18 protein-coding genes are annotated in these 17,638 nt (G+C 46.2%); 6 read left to right on the top strand and 12 right to left on the bottom strand.

The genetic code is table 11. The annotated features are described in order from the left end of the window. The first annotated feature begins 19 nt into the window (after positions 1-19). From SFV55_RS04830 to SFV55_RS04840, 3 genes are all read left to right on the top strand, one after another. Positions 20-2,092, top strand: coding sequence for a pitrilysin family protein (locus tag SFV55_RS04830; RefSeq protein ID WP_320028336.1), 2,073 nt, complete (start codon positions 20-22; stop codon positions 2,090-2,092). Positions 2,093-2,251: 159 nt separating this feature from the next. Further along, on the top strand, positions 2,252-2,749 hold the full coding sequence (locus tag SFV55_RS04835; protein WP_320028337.1) for an asparaginase domain-containing protein: 498 nt from the start codon (positions 2,252-2,254) through the stop codon (positions 2,747-2,749). A gap of 69 nt (positions 2,750-2,818) precedes the next feature. After that, positions 2,819-3,481, top strand: a complete 663-nt coding sequence (locus tag SFV55_RS04840; RefSeq protein ID WP_320028338.1) for a hypothetical protein — start codon at positions 2,819-2,821, stop codon at positions 3,479-3,481. Here the strand turns inward: SFV55_RS04840 and murB are convergent. Genes murB through xseB form a run of 4 tightly spaced genes read right to left on the bottom strand, consistent with a single transcriptional unit; the run spans position 3,474 to position 5,807 of the window. After that, positions 3,474-4,469, bottom strand: coding sequence for a UDP-N-acetylmuramate dehydrogenase (murB, locus tag SFV55_RS04845; RefSeq protein ID WP_320028339.1), 996 nt, complete (start codon positions 4,467-4,469; stop codon positions 3,474-3,476). The genes SFV55_RS04840 and murB overlap by 8 nt on opposite strands. After that, positions 4,466-5,128, bottom strand: coding sequence for a deoxynucleoside kinase (locus SFV55_RS04850; protein WP_320028340.1), 663 nt, complete (start codon positions 5,126-5,128; stop codon positions 4,466-4,468). The genes murB and SFV55_RS04850 overlap by 4 nt, the downstream gene beginning before the upstream one ends. Next, positions 5,125-5,619 (bottom strand): 2-amino-4-hydroxy-6-hydroxymethyldihydropteridine diphosphokinase, encoded by a 495-nt coding sequence (gene folK, locus SFV55_RS04855; protein WP_320028341.1) that lies wholly within the window; start codon positions 5,617-5,619, stop codon positions 5,125-5,127. The genes SFV55_RS04850 and folK overlap by 4 nt, the downstream gene beginning before the upstream one ends. Then, a complete protein-coding gene (xseB, locus tag SFV55_RS04860) occupies positions 5,619-5,807 on the bottom strand; it encodes an exodeoxyribonuclease VII small subunit (protein WP_320028342.1) in 189 nt (62 codons plus the stop codon). The genes folK and xseB overlap by 1 nt, the downstream gene beginning before the upstream one ends. A 76-nt stretch (positions 5,808-5,883) precedes the next feature. Here xseB and SFV55_RS04865 point away from each other — a divergent pair, with 76 nt between their 5' ends. After that, positions 5,884-7,062 carry a hypothetical protein gene (locus tag SFV55_RS04865; protein WP_320028343.1) on the top strand — a complete coding sequence of 393 codons (1,179 nt, stop codon included), beginning with the start codon at positions 5,884-5,886 and terminating at the stop codon, positions 7,060-7,062. A 3-nt stretch (positions 7,063-7,065) separates the two neighbouring features. On the opposite strand, the gene xseA is transcribed toward SFV55_RS04865, so the two are convergent. Next, positions 7,066-8,295: an exodeoxyribonuclease VII large subunit gene (gene xseA / locus SFV55_RS04870; RefSeq protein WP_320028344.1), complete on the bottom strand. Its 1,230-nt coding sequence runs from the start codon at positions 8,293-8,295 to the stop codon at positions 7,066-7,068. A gap of 150 nt (positions 8,296-8,445) precedes the next feature. Then, positions 8,446-9,246: a DUF1080 domain-containing protein gene (locus SFV55_RS04875; protein ID WP_320028345.1), complete on the bottom strand. Its 801-nt coding sequence runs from the start codon at positions 9,244-9,246 to the stop codon at positions 8,446-8,448. Between the two features lie 161 nt (positions 9,247-9,407). On the opposite strand from SFV55_RS04875, the gene dinB reads away from it, so the two are divergent. After that, complete coding sequence (gene dinB / locus SFV55_RS04880; protein WP_320028346.1) at positions 9,408-10,478, top strand: DNA polymerase IV; 1,071 nt, start codon at positions 9,408-9,410, stop codon at positions 10,476-10,478. A 121-nt stretch (positions 10,479-10,599) separates the two neighbouring features. On the opposite strand, the gene SFV55_RS04885 is transcribed toward dinB, so the two are convergent. The 3 genes from SFV55_RS04885 to SFV55_RS04895 all read right to left on the bottom strand — a co-directional run bounded on the left by SFV55_RS04885 (position 10,600) and on the right by SFV55_RS04895 (position 13,443). Beyond that, the gene (locus tag SFV55_RS04885; protein WP_320028347.1) at positions 10,600-11,781 is read right to left on the bottom strand and encodes a glutathionylspermidine synthase family protein; all 1,182 of its coding nucleotides are present in this window, start codon (positions 11,779-11,781) and stop codon (positions 10,600-10,602) included. Between the two features lie 11 nt (positions 11,782-11,792). Continuing rightward, the gene (locus tag SFV55_RS04890; protein WP_320028348.1) at positions 11,793-12,395 is read right to left on the bottom strand and encodes a hypothetical protein; all 603 of its coding nucleotides are present in this window, start codon (positions 12,393-12,395) and stop codon (positions 11,793-11,795) included. Between the two features lie 130 nt (positions 12,396-12,525). Beyond that, positions 12,526-13,443, bottom strand: a complete 918-nt coding sequence (locus tag SFV55_RS04895) for a LysR family transcriptional regulator (RefSeq protein WP_320028349.1) — start codon at positions 13,441-13,443, stop codon at positions 12,526-12,528. Between the two features lie 92 nt (positions 13,444-13,535). Here SFV55_RS04895 and SFV55_RS04900 point away from each other — a divergent pair, with 92 nt between their 5' ends. Next, a complete protein-coding gene (locus SFV55_RS04900) occupies positions 13,536-14,969 on the top strand; it encodes an NADP-dependent isocitrate dehydrogenase (protein ID WP_320028350.1) in 1,434 nt (477 codons plus the stop codon). A 125-nt stretch (positions 14,970-15,094) separates the two neighbouring features. Here the strand turns inward: SFV55_RS04900 and SFV55_RS04905 are convergent, their stop codons facing one another. From SFV55_RS04905 to SFV55_RS04915, 3 genes are read right to left on the bottom strand one after another with little or no spacing between them, the layout of a single operon-like run. After that, positions 15,095-15,769, bottom strand: a complete 675-nt coding sequence (locus tag SFV55_RS04905; protein ID WP_320028351.1) for a class I SAM-dependent methyltransferase — start codon at positions 15,767-15,769, stop codon at positions 15,095-15,097. Further along, positions 15,769-16,464: a DUF4386 domain-containing protein gene (locus tag SFV55_RS04910; protein ID WP_320028352.1), complete on the bottom strand. Its 696-nt coding sequence runs from the start codon at positions 16,462-16,464 to the stop codon at positions 15,769-15,771. Before SFV55_RS04910 ends, SFV55_RS04905 begins: the two co-directional genes overlap by 1 nt. Next, on the bottom strand, positions 16,451-17,398 hold the full coding sequence (locus SFV55_RS04915; RefSeq protein ID WP_320028353.1) for a hypothetical protein: 948 nt from the start codon (positions 17,396-17,398) through the stop codon (positions 16,451-16,453). The genes SFV55_RS04910 and SFV55_RS04915 overlap by 14 nt, the downstream gene beginning before the upstream one ends. Positions 17,399-17,638: the final 240 nt, after the last annotated feature.

Here is a 17,638-nt window from a genome sequence, read left to right on the forward strand (position 1 = left end):
AAAAATAACATGTTAAATCATGAAAAAATATTTGGTCTTTTTTCTTTCAGCAGTGTTGGGTATGCTACTAAGTATCAAAATAGTAGCTCAAGAGGATTTCCGCAAAACAGCGCCCAGCCCTCTACCCGCACCCAAAATTCAATTGGGCAATTACGTACAAAATGTATTGCCCAATGGATTGAAAGTGATCGTTGTAGAAAACCATAAACTGCCAAAAGTTACTTTTCGCGTTTTCGTGGACAAACCTATTAATTTGGAAGGAGAATATGCTGGCGTAGGTGACATGGCGGGCGAACTTCTAGCCAATGGCACTAAAACAAAAACCAAAGCGCAGTTGGACGAAGCAATTGATTTCATTGGTGCAAACATCAATTCAAATGGCAATGGGGTTTTTGGCTCTGGCCTCACCAAACACCAGGATAAAGTGTTGGCAATCATGAGTGACATACTTTTGAACCCCAGCTTTCCGGCAGATGAATTTGACAAACTAAAGAGACAAACTTTATCAAATTTGGCCCAAGAAAAAGAGGAACCTGAATCCATTTCTAGCAATATTGTCGATGTGATGAATTATGGTAAAAATCATCCCTATGGTGAGTTGATTACCGAAGAGACGGTCAATAAGATCGGAGTGGAACAGTGTCGAAAATATTATCAAACTTATTTTAAGCCAAATATTTCCTATCTCATCATTGTTGGTGACATCACCCCTACTCAAGCTTTAGCCAAGGCTACACAGTATTTTGGCAAATGGCAAAAAGGCGTGGTTCCCAAAACGACTTACCCAGTACCAACAGCGCCAAATCAAACTCAGGTTAGTTTTGTCAACCGGGATGGCTCAGTACAATCAGTTGTTTCGATTACATACCCTGTACAACTGAAGCCCACCCAGGCTGATTATTTGGCTACCATGGTGATGAACAATTTGTTGGGGGTAGATGTGCTCAGTCGCTTACATCTGAATTTGCGAGAAGACAAAGGGTACACTTATGGAGCAGGTTCCAGCATTATCCCCGATTTGAATGTGGGTAATTTTTCTGCCTCTGGTAGTTTCCGTAATTCAGTTACAGATAGTGCAATTGTAGAATTCATGAAAGAATTCAAACGAATGCGAGACACTAAGGTTCTACCTGAAGAATTGAACAGAGTCAAAGCTTATATGGCTGGTAATTATGCCCGGGGATTAGAGAGCCCCCAAACCATTGCAAATTATGCCTTAAACATTGCTCGTTATGGCTTACCCAAAGATTATTACAATACTTACCTGGAACGCCTCAGCAAAATCACTCCTGAACAGGTTCAAGCAGCTTCTCAAAAATACCTGCTCCCTGCAAATGCCCATATCGTAGTAGTGGGCAGCCAGGATGATGTGGCGGATAAGTTGAAAGCCTTTGGTACAGTCAATTATTTCGATACCGACGGCAATCCGGTTAAAGCTCCTGCTGCTCCCGCCCTTGGCGGGATTAGCGCCGAGCAAGTCATCGAAAAATACATCCAAGCCATTGGTGGCAAAGAAAAATTGATGGCCGTCAAGGATGAAAGCCTGAGCATGGAAGCAAGTGCACAAGGCATGACCCTGGAAATGGTATCTATGAAAAAAGACCCGGGAAAAGTCAAAGTCAGTGTGACTGTCATGGGCAATGAGGTGCAATCTCAGGTATTCGATGGAAAAAAAGGCAAAGTAACACAGCAAGGCCAATCAACAGTGATGGGTGAAAAGGAGCTAAAAAAAGCCGAGGGTGAAGCCTTGATTTTCCCAGAATTGCACTACGCAAAATTGGGGTACAAACTCAGCTACAAAGGCACCGAAGCCGTGAATGGCAGTGAAGCCCATAAAGTGGTCATCGAAGACCCGCAAGGCAACAAAGAGACCACTTTTTTTGATGTCAAAACGGGTTATATGGTCAAAAACGTTGAAGTCAGCGAAGCAGGTACTCAAACCACTGAATTTGCTGATTATCAAGAGCAAAATGGGATTTTTGCCCCGCGCAAAGTTGTCATTGCCGGGGTATTGCCTTTCCCCCTGGAGTTCAAGGTCAAATCCATCGAATGGAATAAGGGCCTGGATGATGCCAAGTTTAAGGTAGAATAACCGAATTTCGGATTTCGTGATTTCGGATTTCGGTTGCAGCAATATTTTTTGGGTACTATGTTGGGTATTCCAAGCCTGAAACACCAACTTTGTGCAGGAAATGGTAACTCAGGCTAAACAGCAACTGAAATCCGAAATCACGAAATCCGAAATCCAACCATGATCCAAATTTTCGTCACCGGCGGTACCTTCGATAAAGAATACAATTACATCAAGGGCGAATTGTATTTCCAGGATACTCACCTGCCCAAAATGCTGGTCACCGGGCGCTGCACCCTCGATGTTGACGTCAAAACCCTGATGATGATCGACAGCCTGCAAATGACCGATACTGATCGCTCCATCATCGCCCACAATTGCCAGCGCAATGAGCACACACAAATTTTGATCACCCACGGCACCGATACCATTGTCGAAACCGCAACTTACCTGGCCAATACCCCGCTTGAGAACAAAACCATTGTGCTTACTGGTGCCATGATTCCCTATGCATTTGGTACTTCTTCGGATGGATTCTTCAACATGGGGAGCGCCTTGGCTTTTGTGCAGATGTTACCGCCAGGGGTGTACGTGGTGATGAATGGCCGTTATTTCCACTGGGACAATGTGCGGAAAAACCGGAAGACAGGGAATTTCGAGACCATTCACCCGGAATGAGAAAACTTCCTGCTTGAGGCTGGCTTTTCAGGTAAAGGTGCAGTATTTTTGTAGCAAAGTAGTAAAAGTATGAAGCCATTTGAACGTTGGAAGTATGAAGAAATAGAATTGACCTTTGGCATCGAACGAGTTGATGAATTGCCTACATTGACTGTATGGCTACAGGCGGAAGAACCCATGGATGATTTTGAGGAAAAAACCCTTCGCCGTCAACACGATCAATTGGCCCGTAAGGTAGATGCCTGGAATGAGGATGAATTAAAATTCTTTTTCCTTGCTCATATAATCAACTTGGTGAATTTTTCAAAACCCAAAGTATACTCCTCTTTTTCTCAACGCACCATTGAAGTAAAATTACCCGATCTTGAACAAAATGAAGTTACACTTAGAGGCAGGGTTGAATTTTTTGTAGCGATGGGAGAACAGATTCCCAGACAGCCTTTCTTTTTCCTTAATGAATACAAACCACTCACTAAAACTACTCCTAGTGATCCTCTCGGGCAGTTACTGATTGCTATGCTGGCCACTCAACGTTTAAATAAATTGGATAGACCCTTGTTTGGAGCCTATATCATTGGGAAGTTTTGGCAATTTGTGGTTTTAGAGAAAAAACAATACGCTGTGTCCCATTCTTACGATGCAGCTGAACTCATTGACCTTTTCAAAATTTTCTCTATCCTCAAACGCTGCAAAAGCTATATCGAAAAATCGATAGAAAGTGGGGTTAAATAACATTGACTTCCACCTCCAACGTCACCCCAAATTTCCTTTTAACCGTTTCCATAATTTCCTGCGCCAGCGCCCAAATTTCAGCACCTGTGGCTCCTCCCAAATTGACCAGCACCAGCGCTTGTTTTTCATAACAGCCCGCGTTGCCCCGGCGTTGGCCTTTCCAGCCACACTGCTCAATGAGCCAGCCAGCGGGCACTTTCACCCGGCCTTCTGGAGCAGTGAAATGGGGAATTTGGGGATATTCAGCTTGTAAGCGGTAGAACTCCTCAGCCTCCAGTTCCGGGTTTTTGAAAAAACTCCCCGCATTGCCAATGAACGCTGGATCAGGCAACTTGGAATTGCGGATTTTCACCACCGCTTTACTTACATCCTGAATGGTCGGATGATCAATATGGGCAGCTTGCAATACCTCTTTGATCGCCCCGTAAGAAACATTAACCACTGGCTGTTTCTGTAAAGTCAGATACACCCGGGTGATGAAATATTTACCCTTGCCAGCTCTTTTGAAATAACTATCCCGGTAACCAAAGGCACAATCTTCGGCCGAAAAAACCTGTTCTTCCCCAGTCCGCAACTCAATGGCCTCCAACCCTACAAAGGTATCTTTCAACTCTACGCCGTAAGCACCAATGTTTTGAATGGGTGCGGCTCCGACGGTGCCGGGAATTAGGGAGAGATTTTCCAGTCCGCCCCAATTGTGTTCAAGCGCCCACAATACCAGTTCGTGCCAGTTTTCACCCGCTCCAACCCCGATGGTAACCTCAGTTTCCGTTTCCTCCACCACTACCCTGCCTTTGATGCGGTTGAGCAAAATGGTACCACTGGGGCTTTGGCGAAACAGCACATTGCTACCCCCACCCAGAATGAGATAGGGCCGTTTGGCGCGCGTCCGCAACAGCTCTATCAGTTGGTCTTCTGATTCAATTATCAACATTTCTGGAGCCTGGGCTTCTACGCCAAAAGTATTGTAGATTTTTAATGAGGTCATGGCTTTTTGCGGTGTACCCCAGAGGAGTAAGTTTGAAAAATCAGGTCTTTGACTTGCTGATAAGCTTCTGGTTCGTGGGCAAAATCAAGGTCCTCCAGTTCGATAATCAGAATAGGAATGGAACTTTCGGTGCGGAAAAACTCTAGGTAGGCAGCTTGGATTTGTTCCAGGTAAGCGTCGCTGATGTCCTGCTCAAAAGTCCGGCCTCGTTGGCGGATTTGGTACATCAGGCGCTCTACGGGGCGATGCAGGTACACCAACAAATCAGGCCGAGGAAAGGTAGAGTTCAACACATTGAACAAACGTTGAAACAAGCGGTATTCTTCTTCCTTGAGGTTGTTTTTGGCAAACAACAGGGTTTTGATAAAAAAATAATCGGCGATGATCGACTGCTGAAACAAGTGTGTTTGAGACAATTCCTCCTGAAGCTGTTTGTGCCTTTCGGTCATAAAAAATAACTCAACTGGAAAGGCATAACGTTCGGGATTATCGTAAAAAAGGGGCAAAAAAGGATTGTCGGTAAACTGCTCCAGGATCAGGCGACAGCCGTACTCGGCAGCCAGTTGATTGGACAAGGTGGTTTTGCCAGCGCCGATATTGCCCTCAATGGCGATGAACTGGTATGGAAAGGTGTTGTCGTTCATAATCAGGTCGTTCAAATCCGTTCCACTTTCAGGGGATCGGGGCAGTCCGCCGCCAGTTCACGAATGCTTTTTTGGAAAACGGGGTGGCAAAAATCCGGAGCGATTTCGAGCAGCGGTTGCAGCACAAAATTGCGCTCCTGGATAAAGGGATGTGGTATCGTGAGCCGCTGGGACTGGGAGACCAGGTTTCCGAAAAACAGAATGTCGATATCAATCAATCGCTCCCCCCAACGGATGCGGCGTTCACGCCCCATTTGGCGTTCGATTTCCAGAACTGCCAACAACAAGGTTTCCGGCTCCAGATTGGAATCCACGGCCATGGCCTGGTTCAAAAACTCGGGTTGATCTTCGATTCCCCAGGCGGCAGTGCGGTACACCCCGGAGACTTGGACCAGGTCCCCAACGTAAACTTCGATGAGCTCCAATGCCTTAGCCAGATGGGCCGATTTGTCACCCATATTGCTACCCGTAGCCAGATAAACCCTCTCCATTTGTTTATTAGACATTATGTCAATTCTTCAAAAAGCCCTTCAATGTCTTTTTCCACGCTGCGCAGTTTTTCGCGGCAAAAACGAATCAGTTCGGCCGCCCGTTGCAACTGTACAGCCAACTCGTCGATGCCAATTTTACCCTCCTGCAAATGCTGCGTGATTTGTTGAAGTTCTTCCAATGCGCTTTCGTAAGTCGTTTCCATAGCGAGCAAAGATAATATCCCTTAAATTGTGGGTCGAAATTGTGTGAAAAATATTTTAACTGAAAAATGAACCTTAATGAAAGAATACAAAACGGCCAAGGGTTGGGCGATTTTTATTTATATAGCCGCACCAATAATGATTGGATTTTTATTCATGCCCATCCTGTTGTTATTGATTCCAAGTTGGAGAACGAATGAAACGGCTGATTTTTTTTGGTTTGCCGTCCCCATTTCACTTATTTTGATTGCTTATATGATTGCAGGAATTGCAGACACCATTGTAAGCAAAGTCACCCTGACTGAACAATCCATTGAGTATAAAAACATTCTCTTCAGCCGTTCCATCCAATTGAATGAGATCAAGGGCTTCAGGATCGATGACAAATACTTGTGCATCGAGCCCAAAACCTCAGGCGTGAAGCGAATTAAAATCAGTAAATATTTTGGTAATCTGGAAGATTTGATCGATTTTCTGGACAGTAAATATCATGATCTGGACGAGCTAGAAGCGGAAGAGAGGTATCAAAAAATCATGGAAAACAACAGTTTTGGGTTTTCTACTTCGGAAAGGCAATCTCAATTCCAAACTGCCCGGAGAAGCGCCAAAATACTCAACTGGGTGGCAGGGATCATTGCAGCCTGGACTTTTTTTTACCCACATCCCTACCTGTTGGCCATTATTGCCGCCATATTGTGTCCAATTGCGGCCATAGTGCTTTTAAGATTGTTTAATGGACTCATTCACCTTGAGGAAAAGAAGAACAGCCCTCATCCATCTGTTTTTTTGGCGTTTTTTATTCCATCCATGGCTTTGTTCCTCAGGGCAATGTTGGATTTGAATGTTTATAATTTTGAAAAACTCTGGTGGCTTTTACCGCTGATGGTGCTGCCCTTAACCGCGGTTGTGCTGCTTGGAAGCAGAGAGTTTGATTGGCGAAAGGGCCAGAGTATTTTAATGGCTTTAGTCGTTTTGGGCATCACCTCAGCATATGGCTTTGGGGCAATATTGTGCACCAATTGTGCATTGGATCAATCCAATGCTGCTGAATTTCATGCCCAGATTCTGGGCAAAGACAGGAGTACCGGAAAAACAACTACTTACCACCTGAGCCTGGAGCCATTGGATTTCGATTACCCACTTGATGAAGCTCAAGTAGATAAGGTTACGTATCAGCGAGTAGCCATTAGTGATACGGTAAGGGTCCTGTTTTTTGAAGGGCGCTGGGGCATTCCCTGGCTGGAGGTACGCCCCTGACATTCAGACCACCTTGCTCTGCACTACCCCGTCCTTAAATTCAATTTCCAGCTTTTCACCAGTCAGCGCACCTTCCACGGAAGCAACCGGCTTGCCATTTTTGGACACCAGCGCAAAGCCTCGTTGCAAGGTCCCTTCAATGCTCAACAGCTGGCAAATCTGCTCTAGCTGTTCAATTTTTTGCACTTGTGCCTGCTGTTGGTATCGCGCGATGAGAGGCAATTCCGCCGCGAGGCGCTGCAACTTATCCTGCTGCCGAGCCAAAAGCAGTTGAGGGATGGTTTGTAAAGATTGGATACAAGTACTGAGTTGCAATTCGGCGGCGTGGAAACTTTCGGCGGCTTGATACCTCAGGAACTGGCTCAGCTCAAGCAATTGACTTTCGAATTGCAGGTTGTGTTGCAGCAAATAATCGGCGACAGCCGTAGGTGTTTTCAGGGCTGTATGGGCCACCAAATCCACCAAAGTTTCGTCCACATCGTGGCCAATCCCGGTCAAAATGGGCAAAGGGAATTTGGCAATTGCTTCGCACAGCGCCAAACTATCAAAACCCGCCAGATCCAGCTTGGCACCACCGCCCCGAATCAGGACTACAGCATCAAAAGCGGTTACCCGGCGCTGGATGGCCCGCAGTTGTTTCAGCACTTCTGCTTCCACCAGGGCACCCTGCATGGCAGCGGGAAACAAACTAGTCTTAAAGGTATAGCCGTAAGCGTTTTCGCCCAGGTGTTGTAAAAAATCCTGGTACCCTGCTGCTGTTTCGGAACTAATCACCGCAATGCGCTGCAAAACCGGACGCAGAGGCAATTCCCCATTTTTTCCCAAAAGGCCTTGCTGTTTCAATTGCTCGTACAATTGGCGGCGGCGTTGTTCCAGTTTCCCCAGGGTGTAACTGGGATCAATGTCGTCCACCATCAATTTGAGGCCGTAGCGTTCGTGGTGTTCCACTTTTACCCGCAGCAGCACCTCAGTGCCTACTTGCAGCAGGGCTTTCCAATTGGCGGCACCTAATTTACTTTGCAACCTGCGCTGGGCACTTTGCCAAATCACCGCCGAAGCTTGAGCAGTAGGTTCATTGTCATTCTCCGCTTTTTCAACCAGTTCGAGGTACACATGCCCCCGCGACTGGCTCAATTGCGCAATTTCACAACGCACCCATAGCGCATCTGGAAAGTTCAATGCAACAACTTGACGTAGAAAGGATTGGAGCTCGAAAAGGGAAATGGGTTGCATGCAAATAAGTTGAGGAAGGTTGAGAAGGTTGAGAAGGTTGAGAAGGTTGAGAAGGTTGAGGCTACCGCAGCGATTTTGACAATGTCCTTGTCTAAGTTACTGCGGTAGCCTCAACCTTCCTCAACCTTCTCAACCTCCCTCAACCATTTATTATTTTTTCTTCCGATAATACCTCTCCAAATCCATCACCTCTACCTTTCTGAATTCCACGGGGTGGCTTTCACTTTGCAAGGAGATGGTGCCAGAAGTAAGCATTTGGCCATCTTTTTTGACCGCAGGATCAAAGCCGCTAACCGTACCACCGCCAATTTGTGGTTTTTGATAAGTCAAAACCGTATCCCCATTGACGATGTGTTTGATGATGGAATCCCCCAAAACCATCACTTCTACGCGTACCCATTCGTCGCCGTAATAGGTTTTGGATTTGGAGTTGGTGCAATGCGGGGTGAATAGTTTTCCATTCATCTCCACATTGGTGCCGGGTGTACAAAGGTTCGCGGTGGTGCGTGGTGCCTTGATGTTCACGTCTTGTCCCAGGAGTTGCACCTCAATGGAAATGGGAAAATCCTGGTCTTTGCCCATGGTTGCGGCGGGCTGGCCATGGACCATGATGCCACTGTTCCGAAAAGCCCAATCTGGTCCTTTAGGCGCCTGCTCGCCGATGAAGCGGTATTCTGCTGCGACGATGTAGTAGCTGTAAGGTTTTTTGTAAAAAATATGCCCGAACTGTTCTTTAAAGTCGGTGTATGCTTCATAATTCACCTGCATCTTTCCATCTACCACCCGGAAGGTATTGCCAAAATTTTCATTGAGGGCGTAACCCCGAATCTTTACATCCCAACCTTTCAGGTTTTTGCCGTTGAAGATGGGTTTCCATTTGCCTTTGAATTGAGGCTGAGCCAGGCAGAGTTGGCTCAGGGCAAGAAGGAGGACGACCAGTGTGAATCTCATGATGATTAAATTTTGCCACAACATACTAAAAAGACTTAATGAACAGAAGTTGAAATTTTTCTTTTTAAAAGTCACCAATAAGTTTTTATATTTTTGCACATGAAACGCCAAGGGGCGATACAAAAATAAATGTTCATTTTGCCCCGCTACCAATAATTGCCATGCGCAAAATCATCCACATCGATATGGACGCCTTTTTCGCCTCAGTGGAGCAACGGGACAACCCAGAGTTGCGCGGCAGGCCCTTGGCGGTAGGTGGTGGCGGCCCACGGGGTGTGGTGGCTTCGGCCAGCTATGAAGCCCGCAAATTTGGAGTGCGCAGTGCCATGTCGGGTGGAATGGCCCGTCGATTGTGCCCGGAGATTGTGTTTGTTCGCTCCCGCTTTGAGGTGTACCGGATGGTGTCCAACCAAATCCGGGAGATTTTTTTGGATTATACCGATCTGGTGGAGCCGCTTTCACTGGATGAGGCCTACCTGGACGTGAGTGAAAACAAAAAGAACATGTCCTCCGCCACCTTGATTGCCCAGGAAATCCGCCAACGCATCGAAAAAGAGACCGGATTGACGGCTTCAGCCGGGGTTTCTTTCAACAAGTTTTTGGCTAAAATAGCTTCCGACATCAACAAGCCCAATGGCATAAAGGTCATCACTCCTGAAGAGGCAATTCCCTTTTTGGAGCAACTTCCCGTAGAGAAATTCCACGGAGTGGGCAAGGTCACCGCCCGCAAGATGCACAACATGGGCATCTACAAAGGAGGCGACCTCAAAGAGCGCAATGAGGCGGACTTGGTACGTTTTTTTGGAAAAGCCGGGCGGCATTATTACCGCATCGTGCGGGCAGAGGACCATAGGGAGGTGAATCCACACCGCATTCGCAAATCCATTGGGGCGGAACGCACTTTTAATGAAGATGTGAGTGACCCGGAAGTCATGAAAAACAAACTCAGCGATTTGGCGGAAGGGGTGCATCGCTACATGAGCAAAACAGAAAACTTTGGGCGTACGGTAACCCTGAAACTCAAGTCTCCCGACTTTAAAATCCTTACCCGTAGCCGTTCCTTTGCTTCGGAAATTCGTAATCTTGACGAGTTGATTCGGATTGTGCATGACTTGCTGGATCAACACCTGGAAGAGGCGCCAGTGGTGCGCTTGTTGGGCGTGACTTTATCCAATTTGGAGAAGGAAAATGAAGCGGAGGGAGGGATACAGCTTGAATTGGAATTTCCTTAGGTGATTCTTTAGTGCCTTTGGTTTCTTAGGTGGTGAATAGAAAAGCCTGCTTCGCAGGCATTGTATTTTTTCACCACCTAAGAAACCGAAGGCACCTAAGGGACACCATAGAAGGTAGTGTTTAGACGCGTACCCAGTGCCCAATGAACTGCGCTCCATTATCAATGATGCGGTGAGCACTGCGCCGAAACCCGACCCCACAAGATTCGTACGCAAAAAACAAACCCGCCTGGTAGTAGTTTCCGGCCTCATCACGCGCCAATTGCGCCAGGGATTGATACACCTTGATCTGATTTTCATAATCCCCGCTACGGGCCGTTTCGGGCAGGCCATCATCGTCAAAAATAGCCACATTGGCACCCTCTCGCCCCAAAACGACTTTTTCCACAAAGGGGTAGTTCTCACGCCCGACGGGTTCTTCCAGGGTCGTTTTTAAAAGCAAAGGCTCCGTCGGATACAGTTGCCAGAGGTAGGCCATGATGGCTTTGGACTGAAATAGCATGGTGTAGGCTGGGTTGAGCACAACGGCTAGGCCACGGGTGACGATGTTGGTCAGCATGCGACACAATTCCGGTTCATCCTCAGCGATATACTCCCAAGGGATGAGTTTGAACCAAAAGGGATATTGCGTGGTGTTTCCGTCCGCCTCTTCAACAAAAATCCCGTTGACTTCCGAAAAGATCACTTCGTTGATGTAGCGAAAAGTGGTTTCAAAACCCGCTTCCCGTGCAGCCGTTTGTAGGAGTTCCACATTGTGATCATCTTCCGGTGCACCAGCCAGGGTGGAGAACAAAATCGCGGCTTCCCGGCCAGGATTGAGTTTTTTCAAGCGTTTGAAGTTGTCCACCAGCGCCTCGTACAGAAAGTTAAATTGCCGATCTTCAGCAATGCCATTGGCCCGCAATTGGGCCCATTGGATAATCGCTGTTTCGGGAACAGAGGTAGGGGTGTCGGCATTAAACTCTAAAACCTTCATCGGCAAACCATCCACACCACCCACTATATCAAAACGGCCATAAAGGTGCAGGTGTCGTTCGTCCTCCCAGGTGTACTCAATCAGGTCGTATAAGTTGGGAGGGATACCGAGGGTGTGCAGGAGGTCATTTTCCAAAACGTAATCTGCGGCATCCGCAAATAGTTCGTAGAGGTGATTTCCCGCTGCATAAAAAGCATCCCTTTCTGCGGCACTGATTTCAACAATTTCCTCCGTCAGGTAGGCATTTCCTTCCGGAGATAAAAAGTAACTCCAGCCCATTTCCTCGTACACAGCGCTGGGCAATTGGGGCAATTGGTGGGTTTGCATGTAAACTTAGTTTAGGAACCAAAACGCGAGCGACCACTTCCACCAAAAAATCCAGTGCGTCCACGTACTGGCCGCATTTCTGTACGCGAAAGGGCAGTGCTGCGCAGTTGATCGGTTACACCTGAACTGGCAAGACCATTATTGCGGTAAACATTGTATGGAGAAGGGGTATTAAAATTCCGTCCCATCATGTGCCCGAATGAACTCCAGTACAACACCGGGCCAATTCCATAACCATGTCTATAATGGGTGGTACTATGGGTACTAGAATGAGTTGAAACCGTATCCTGGCTGGTAACCAGTGCTTGAGCTTCGGCCAGGCCCAGGGTGTCCACTTCGCCGGTCAAACGTTTGATGATGACACTGGAAGCAGCCTTGCCTTCGAGTAATTGCTCGTCTACTACCTCGAATTTATCGGGCTCTACTTCTTCCAGGGTGGTTTGTACCCCTTTAGTGACTTCATAAGTGGTTACTGCTTCCCAATCACCTCCTCCCCCACTGTTGGTGCATTGGGTATGGGTAGCCAATAAGGCAGCAACTGCTACATAAAGACCACCTTGGCGCAGACGATCATTGAACTTCGGGTTTGTACTAAAATGACGAGCGGGAGTCATGTTGGTTGTTTTGTTTAAAAATGATGATAAAGATACTAAATCTTCACATTTCAGTGGAAGATTTCCGACGAGGGCCTGGTAGCTTTCTACGACGATCAAAATGATCCTGCAATTGGGATTTGGAAGTAGCTCAACTGGAATGGGCGAAGTATAAATCAGTTATTCGTTCCTTTTCCATTTCAACATGTTGCAAATACGCATTTGCTACCGGAGACAGGTTTTTGCCTTTCAACCAAATCAGTTGCCAGACAGTATGGATGGGCAAACCTTCCACGGGAATAATTTTCATTGCCCCATTTTGTAACTCATTGCGTATGCCAATCAAGGGCATAATGGAGTAACCTAAACCTGCCAGAACGGCTTGTTTGACTGCCTCATTGGAGGTCAATTCCATTTTTTTGGGCACATTAAGTTGTTGTGCCGCGATGAATTTCTCCATCGACTGACGAGTGCCGGAGCCTTTTTCCCGAAAAATCAAAGGGCTTTGCTCAAACAACACCTTCAAATCAACTTGCTCGGAGAGGATTGTATTTTGATTGCCAACCAAATAAAGCTTATTGTCCAACAAATCGATGTGATTCAAAAGTAAGTGTTCAGGCAAAATGGAAACCAGTGAAAAATCCACCTCGTTTGCCTCCAAGCTCTTGATGACTTTGGTCTTATTGGTCACATCCATCTCCAGCTCAACTCCGGGATGTGCTTTCATAAAAGCGGCCAGAAAGTAAGGCATTACATATTTTCCGGTAGACACCACCGATACTTTGAGTTTGCCAAACAATTGCCCACGGTAAGCCAGGGTTTTGTGTTGAATGGCCGATACCTGCTCCAGAATTTGCTCGGCTGCCTTTGCAATTTCCCTTCCGAAATCGGTGATGTAAATTTTGCGGCCAATCACTTCAGTCAGGGGAATATCGAACTGATTTTGGAAATTGCGCAACTGGATAGACACCGCAGGCTGGGTAAGGTGTAATTCCTCCGCTGCCTTGGTCACACTTTGGGTTTGGGCAATTTTCTGGAATACCTGCAACTGGTTTAAAGTGTAATTCATAAATTTTGTTTATGATTTTCATTGCAAATATAAATAAAAACATATAAATAAATCTCCTGAACTTTGTGTCGTCAACAATCAAAACGACGGATATGACAAAGATAACTGTAGCAAAGGGGGATGGTATTGGTCCCGAAATCATGGACGCCACACTGGACATTATTCTGGCTGCTGGAGCTCAAATTGAGATCGAAGAAATTGAGGTAGGTGAAAAGGTTTACCTTGCTGGCAACACTGCTGGCATTGCCAAGGAATCCTGGGACATCATCCGCCGCAACAAGGTATTCCTGAAAGCGCCCATCACTACGCCTCAGGGCGGTGGCTACAAAAGTTTGAACGTAACCACGCGCAAGTTTCTGGGTTTGTACTCTAACGTACGCCCTTGCATGAGCTTGCACCCTTTTGTCAAAACCAAACACCCGCAAATGGATGTGGTCATCATCCGCGAAAACGAAGAAGACCTGTATGCTGGTATTGAGCACCAACAAACCGATGAGGTGGTGCAATGCCTGAAGTTGATTAGCAGACCAGGCTGCGAGAAAATTGTACGTTATGCTTTTGAATACGCCCGTCAGTATGGTCGCAAAAAAGTTACCTGCTTTACGAAGGACAACATCATGAAACAAACGGATGGGCTTTTCCATCAGGTGTTTGATGAAATTGCGGTGGAATACCCCGATATCGAGAATGAGCACTGGATCATTGATATTGGTGCAGCGAAAATGGCCGACACTCCCGAAGCTTTCGACGTCATTGTGATGCCGAATTTGTATGGGGATGTACTTTCGGATGTAGCCGCTCAAATTGCAGGTTCGGTGGGGCTGGCTGGTTCAGCCAACATCGGCGAAAGTTGTGCCATGTTTGAAGCCATCCACGGCTCTGCACCACGGCGAGCCGGGCAAAATATGGCCAACCCCTCAGGTTTGTTGCAAGGTGCCATCATGATGCTCAACCACCTTGGCCAAACCGAAGTAGCTGAAAAAGTGCAAAATGCCTGGTTAAAAACCATTGAAGACGGTACTCATACCTACGACATTTACAAAGAAGGTGTGAGCAAGCAAAAAGTCGGCACCAAAGAATTTGCAGCTGCTGTAATTGCCAATCTGGGTCAAAAACCACAACAATTGTCTGCTGTGAGCTACGCAAAAGGCAAACCGATCCAACTGCCGCGCTACCAGCGCAAAAAGTCAGCCAAAAAAGAACTGATGGGCGTTGATTTGTTTGTCCACTGGCCTGGCACCAACCCCGATCACCTGGCCAATCTGATGAAAGAACTCGAAGTGGAAGAGGTCAAATTGAAGATGATCACCAATCGAGGCATCAAGGTATGGCCTGAAGGGTTTGAAGAAACTTTCTGCACCGACCACTGGCGCTGCCGTTACCAGGGGCAGCAAGGCAAATTCATCAAACACGATACCATCACCTTACTCATCAATGCCATGAAACATGAGATTGATGTCGTAAAAACAGAGAACCTGTACGCTTTTGATGGTAAACCAGCATTTTCACTTGGACAAGGCCAATAAGACCATACACTTTTTCCTACTATTGTTGTTAATTTTCAGTGCAAAGGCTTAGAGGACAACTGCTCCTCTAAGCTCTTTTTTTAGGGTCTGGTGCATTAAGGTAAGACACTGCTCAACGCTTCACTTCATTTAACAAAAACCACACACAAAGACTCAAACGGAGTATTCAATTGATTTGTATTTTGTTCAAAATCCTTTCCATCTTGTGACTTAACAAATTGAAAACCATTTTCTTCTACTAAATTTTTACATTCTTCTGCTGAGTAAAGTGTAAAGCCATACTTTGCAAAAGGGAACTTCATCAGGTTTTCTTTTGGTCTGATCCCAATACAAAAGTAACCGCCGGGTTTCAGGACGCGGTGAATTTCTTGCAGGTGCAATGCCGGGTTTTCCCAGAAATAAATTACGTTGATGCAGAATATTTTATCAAATGAGTCATTGTCAAAGGGCATACAATCGCTACTCCCGGCCATTGCTTTAAGCCGGCCAGACTCGTACAAACTACGGTTTAGCCTCAGTGCTTCAGTTACCATCTCGGGGGAATGATCAATTCCTGTAATCTTCAACTCATTGGCTTTGGCATTCAGTTCCGAAAAGAACTTTCCGTTGCCAAATCCAATTTCCAGAACATTGTCGCCATCTTTTAAATTCAGGTTTTCCAGGGTGAGATGGTACAGTACTTCGTTAGACTTGTTCATGCTGTTGCCAGTCAATTTTGCCAATAGGCCCGATGGCAGCCGCAGTTGCTTGGCCATTAGTTTAAACCACCCATCTCTAAGGCCGGAGAGCAGCTTCATCATCAGAAAGAGTCTTTAGCACGCATTAAATAAATCCCCATTGCAATCAACCAGATCAACCATAAGGTACTGCCCAAAAAACCAGCCATGTCCCATACTGGGAAGTTAGGTATTACTGTAGCGAACAATTCTGCCTGTGCCAATAGGTAGATGAAGGAGGAAATATACCCCAGATAGTTTATCCACCCTGGAACCAATTTGCCCACTTGCATGACCCTGGTCATTCCAACGACCCAAATAATGGTAAACAGCTGCCCTAAGTGTTCACCCAAAACAACGCCACCATACTGATGCACAACCTGAAACATGGCCTTGGAAATTGCCTTAACCGTTTCGTCACCTTGATCATAATTGTTGGCAAGGATTGGAACCACAAAGGTCCAGCGCAACAAGCCGATCATTTGTACCACCAGCCCAACGATGCCGATGGTAGTTAACCAGCCCACTGAAGCGGACTGTTTTTCAAGTTTTTTGCCCAATTGCTGGTAAGCCACCAACATGGGTAAACCAAGTATTGCAAAAAGCCACCAGGTCAAAATCAGGATGTTGCCACCCTGGTGAAATTTTGTTAAAACCAAACCAACATCTTCCCTTAAAATATCAGGATAGTCAAAGGTCATGGTTAAGATGGTGTATGGAATGAACACCCCGATTGCGCCCAGGATGAAAAGCAATCCAGTGATTTTATTCGTTTGCATTTACTGAATTTTTGAGGTAAAACCATTCCACCGTTTTTTGAACGATTACATCCGGTGGTGTTGAAATATCGCCGAATCGCTCAACGAATTTTTGAGAACCCACTAAATATGGGTATTGAAATTGGTACGAAAGTTCATTTAGCTCTGCTACGAATGGATTGAACACGCCTGCCAACCTCAAAGCTATGGCTGGAATGGAACGATACTTGATTTTCAATCCAGTATATTGGCTAAACAAGTCAATCCAAGCGCTTTGAGAAATGGCAGAAGCATTAGGCACATGCCAGATTTGGTGGTAAGCTTCGGCGTCAAATGCAACGGCCAGCATGGCTTTTGCAAAATCTTCGATAAAAGTGAAGTGGTGGGGAAGCTGCACTTTTCCTGGCAGGTACACGGTTTTGTGATGGTGTATACTGTTTAAAAAATCCACTCCAAAAAGACCTTTTTCGATACGCGGGCCGATAAAATCAGATGCTTTCACGATGGCAACCCGATTGGATACCCCATTCGTTGCAAAGTCATTGATCAATGCTGTTCTTATTTTGCCTTTTTGGGTTTGTGCAAGGTGCTCCAATCCCTCATGGATTAGGGCTCCTTTCAGGTTGCCATAAGAATACAGATTGTCCGCAAATACCAATTTGGCCTCAGAATGTTTCAGCCCCTCAACCATTGCATGAGAGAGCAAGGGGTAGAATTTGCCCCAAAACTGGTAGGGTACATCTGTACAACTGAACACAATTTCGGCCTTTCGAAAAAGGTCAATCAAGTGTTCAGGCACAGTAGCATCCAACCCCAAAATGTTGGTTCCACTCGGTAAATCAAAGTCTACTTTGCCTTGTCGGTTGACCAAAAGAATGTTACTTCCGGGCTTTGCCATTTGCAATTGGTCAAGCAAAGCCCGGCCAACCTGCCCCGTTCCCAATATCACTATCATTTGATTTTCAGTTAAAAGTGATCCTTCAAATTTGATGCTGTCGTTGGTTCAAAATCCGCTGTGGCGAGAATGATGGAAGCAGGTTGGGCCTTCCTCATCAAAATTTGATGGAATAGGAAATGCTTGGTGTGGGATTGATTTTGAGGCTTTGCCCTTCAGCCGCTAGCGCGATTACGCCCAAACGGAAGTTCAAACCTTTCCAAACGACAAATCTTGCACCTGCTTCAAAAGCCAGGGCAT

It is taken from the genome of Haliscomenobacter sp. (genome assembly GCF_033763495.1).
In the GTDB taxonomy this organism is placed as follows: Bacteria; Bacteroidota; Bacteroidia; order Chitinophagales; family Saprospiraceae; genus Haliscomenobacter.

Excerpts from the sequence above, each read along its gene's own strand:
- SFV55_RS04835 (WP_320028337.1), top strand. The coding sequence starts at position 2,252 with ATGATCCAAATTTTCGTCACCGGCGGTACCTTCGATAAAGAATACAAT.
- SFV55_RS04885 (WP_320028347.1), bottom strand. The coding sequence starts at position 11,781 with ATGCAAACCCACCAATTGCCCCAATTGCCCAGCGCTGTGTACGAGGAA.
- SFV55_RS04865 (WP_320028343.1), top strand. The coding sequence starts at position 5,884 with ATGAAAGAATACAAAACGGCCAAGGGTTGGGCGATTTTTATTTATATA.
- folK (WP_320028341.1), bottom strand. The coding sequence starts at position 5,619 with ATGTCTAATAAACAAATGGAGAGGGTTTATCTGGCTACGGGTAGCAAT.
- dinB (WP_320028346.1), top strand. The coding sequence starts at position 9,408 with ATGCGCAAAATCATCCACATCGATATGGACGCCTTTTTCGCCTCAGTG.
- SFV55_RS04915 (WP_320028353.1), bottom strand. The coding sequence starts at position 17,398 with ATGATAGTGATATTGGGAACGGGGCAGGTTGGCCGGGCTTTGCTTGAC.
- SFV55_RS04890 (WP_320028348.1), bottom strand. The coding sequence starts at position 12,395 with ATGACTCCCGCTCGTCATTTTAGTACAAACCCGAAGTTCAATGATCGT.
- SFV55_RS04830 (WP_320028336.1), top strand. The coding sequence starts at position 20 with ATGAAAAAATATTTGGTCTTTTTTCTTTCAGCAGTGTTGGGTATGCTA.
- xseA (WP_320028344.1), bottom strand. The coding sequence starts at position 8,295 with ATGCAACCCATTTCCCTTTTCGAGCTCCAATCCTTTCTACGTCAAGTT.
- SFV55_RS04840 (WP_320028338.1), top strand. The coding sequence starts at position 2,819 with ATGAAGCCATTTGAACGTTGGAAGTATGAAGAAATAGAATTGACCTTT.
- murB (WP_320028339.1), bottom strand. The coding sequence starts at position 4,469 with ATGACCTCATTAAAAATCTACAATACTTTTGGCGTAGAAGCCCAGGCT.
- SFV55_RS04905 (WP_320028351.1), bottom strand. The coding sequence starts at position 15,769 with ATGATGAAGCTGCTCTCCGGCCTTAGAGATGGGTGGTTTAAACTAATG.
- SFV55_RS04900 (WP_320028350.1), top strand. The coding sequence starts at position 13,536 with ATGACAAAGATAACTGTAGCAAAGGGGGATGGTATTGGTCCCGAAATC.
- SFV55_RS04895 (WP_320028349.1), bottom strand. The coding sequence starts at position 13,443 with ATGAATTACACTTTAAACCAGTTGCAGGTATTCCAGAAAATTGCCCAA.
- xseB (WP_320028342.1), bottom strand. The coding sequence starts at position 5,807 with ATGGAAACGACTTACGAAAGCGCATTGGAAGAACTTCAACAAATCACG.
- SFV55_RS04875 (WP_320028345.1), bottom strand. The coding sequence starts at position 9,246 with ATGAGATTCACACTGGTCGTCCTCCTTCTTGCCCTGAGCCAACTCTGC.
- SFV55_RS04910 (WP_320028352.1), bottom strand. The coding sequence starts at position 16,464 with ATGCAAACGAATAAAATCACTGGATTGCTTTTCATCCTGGGCGCAATC.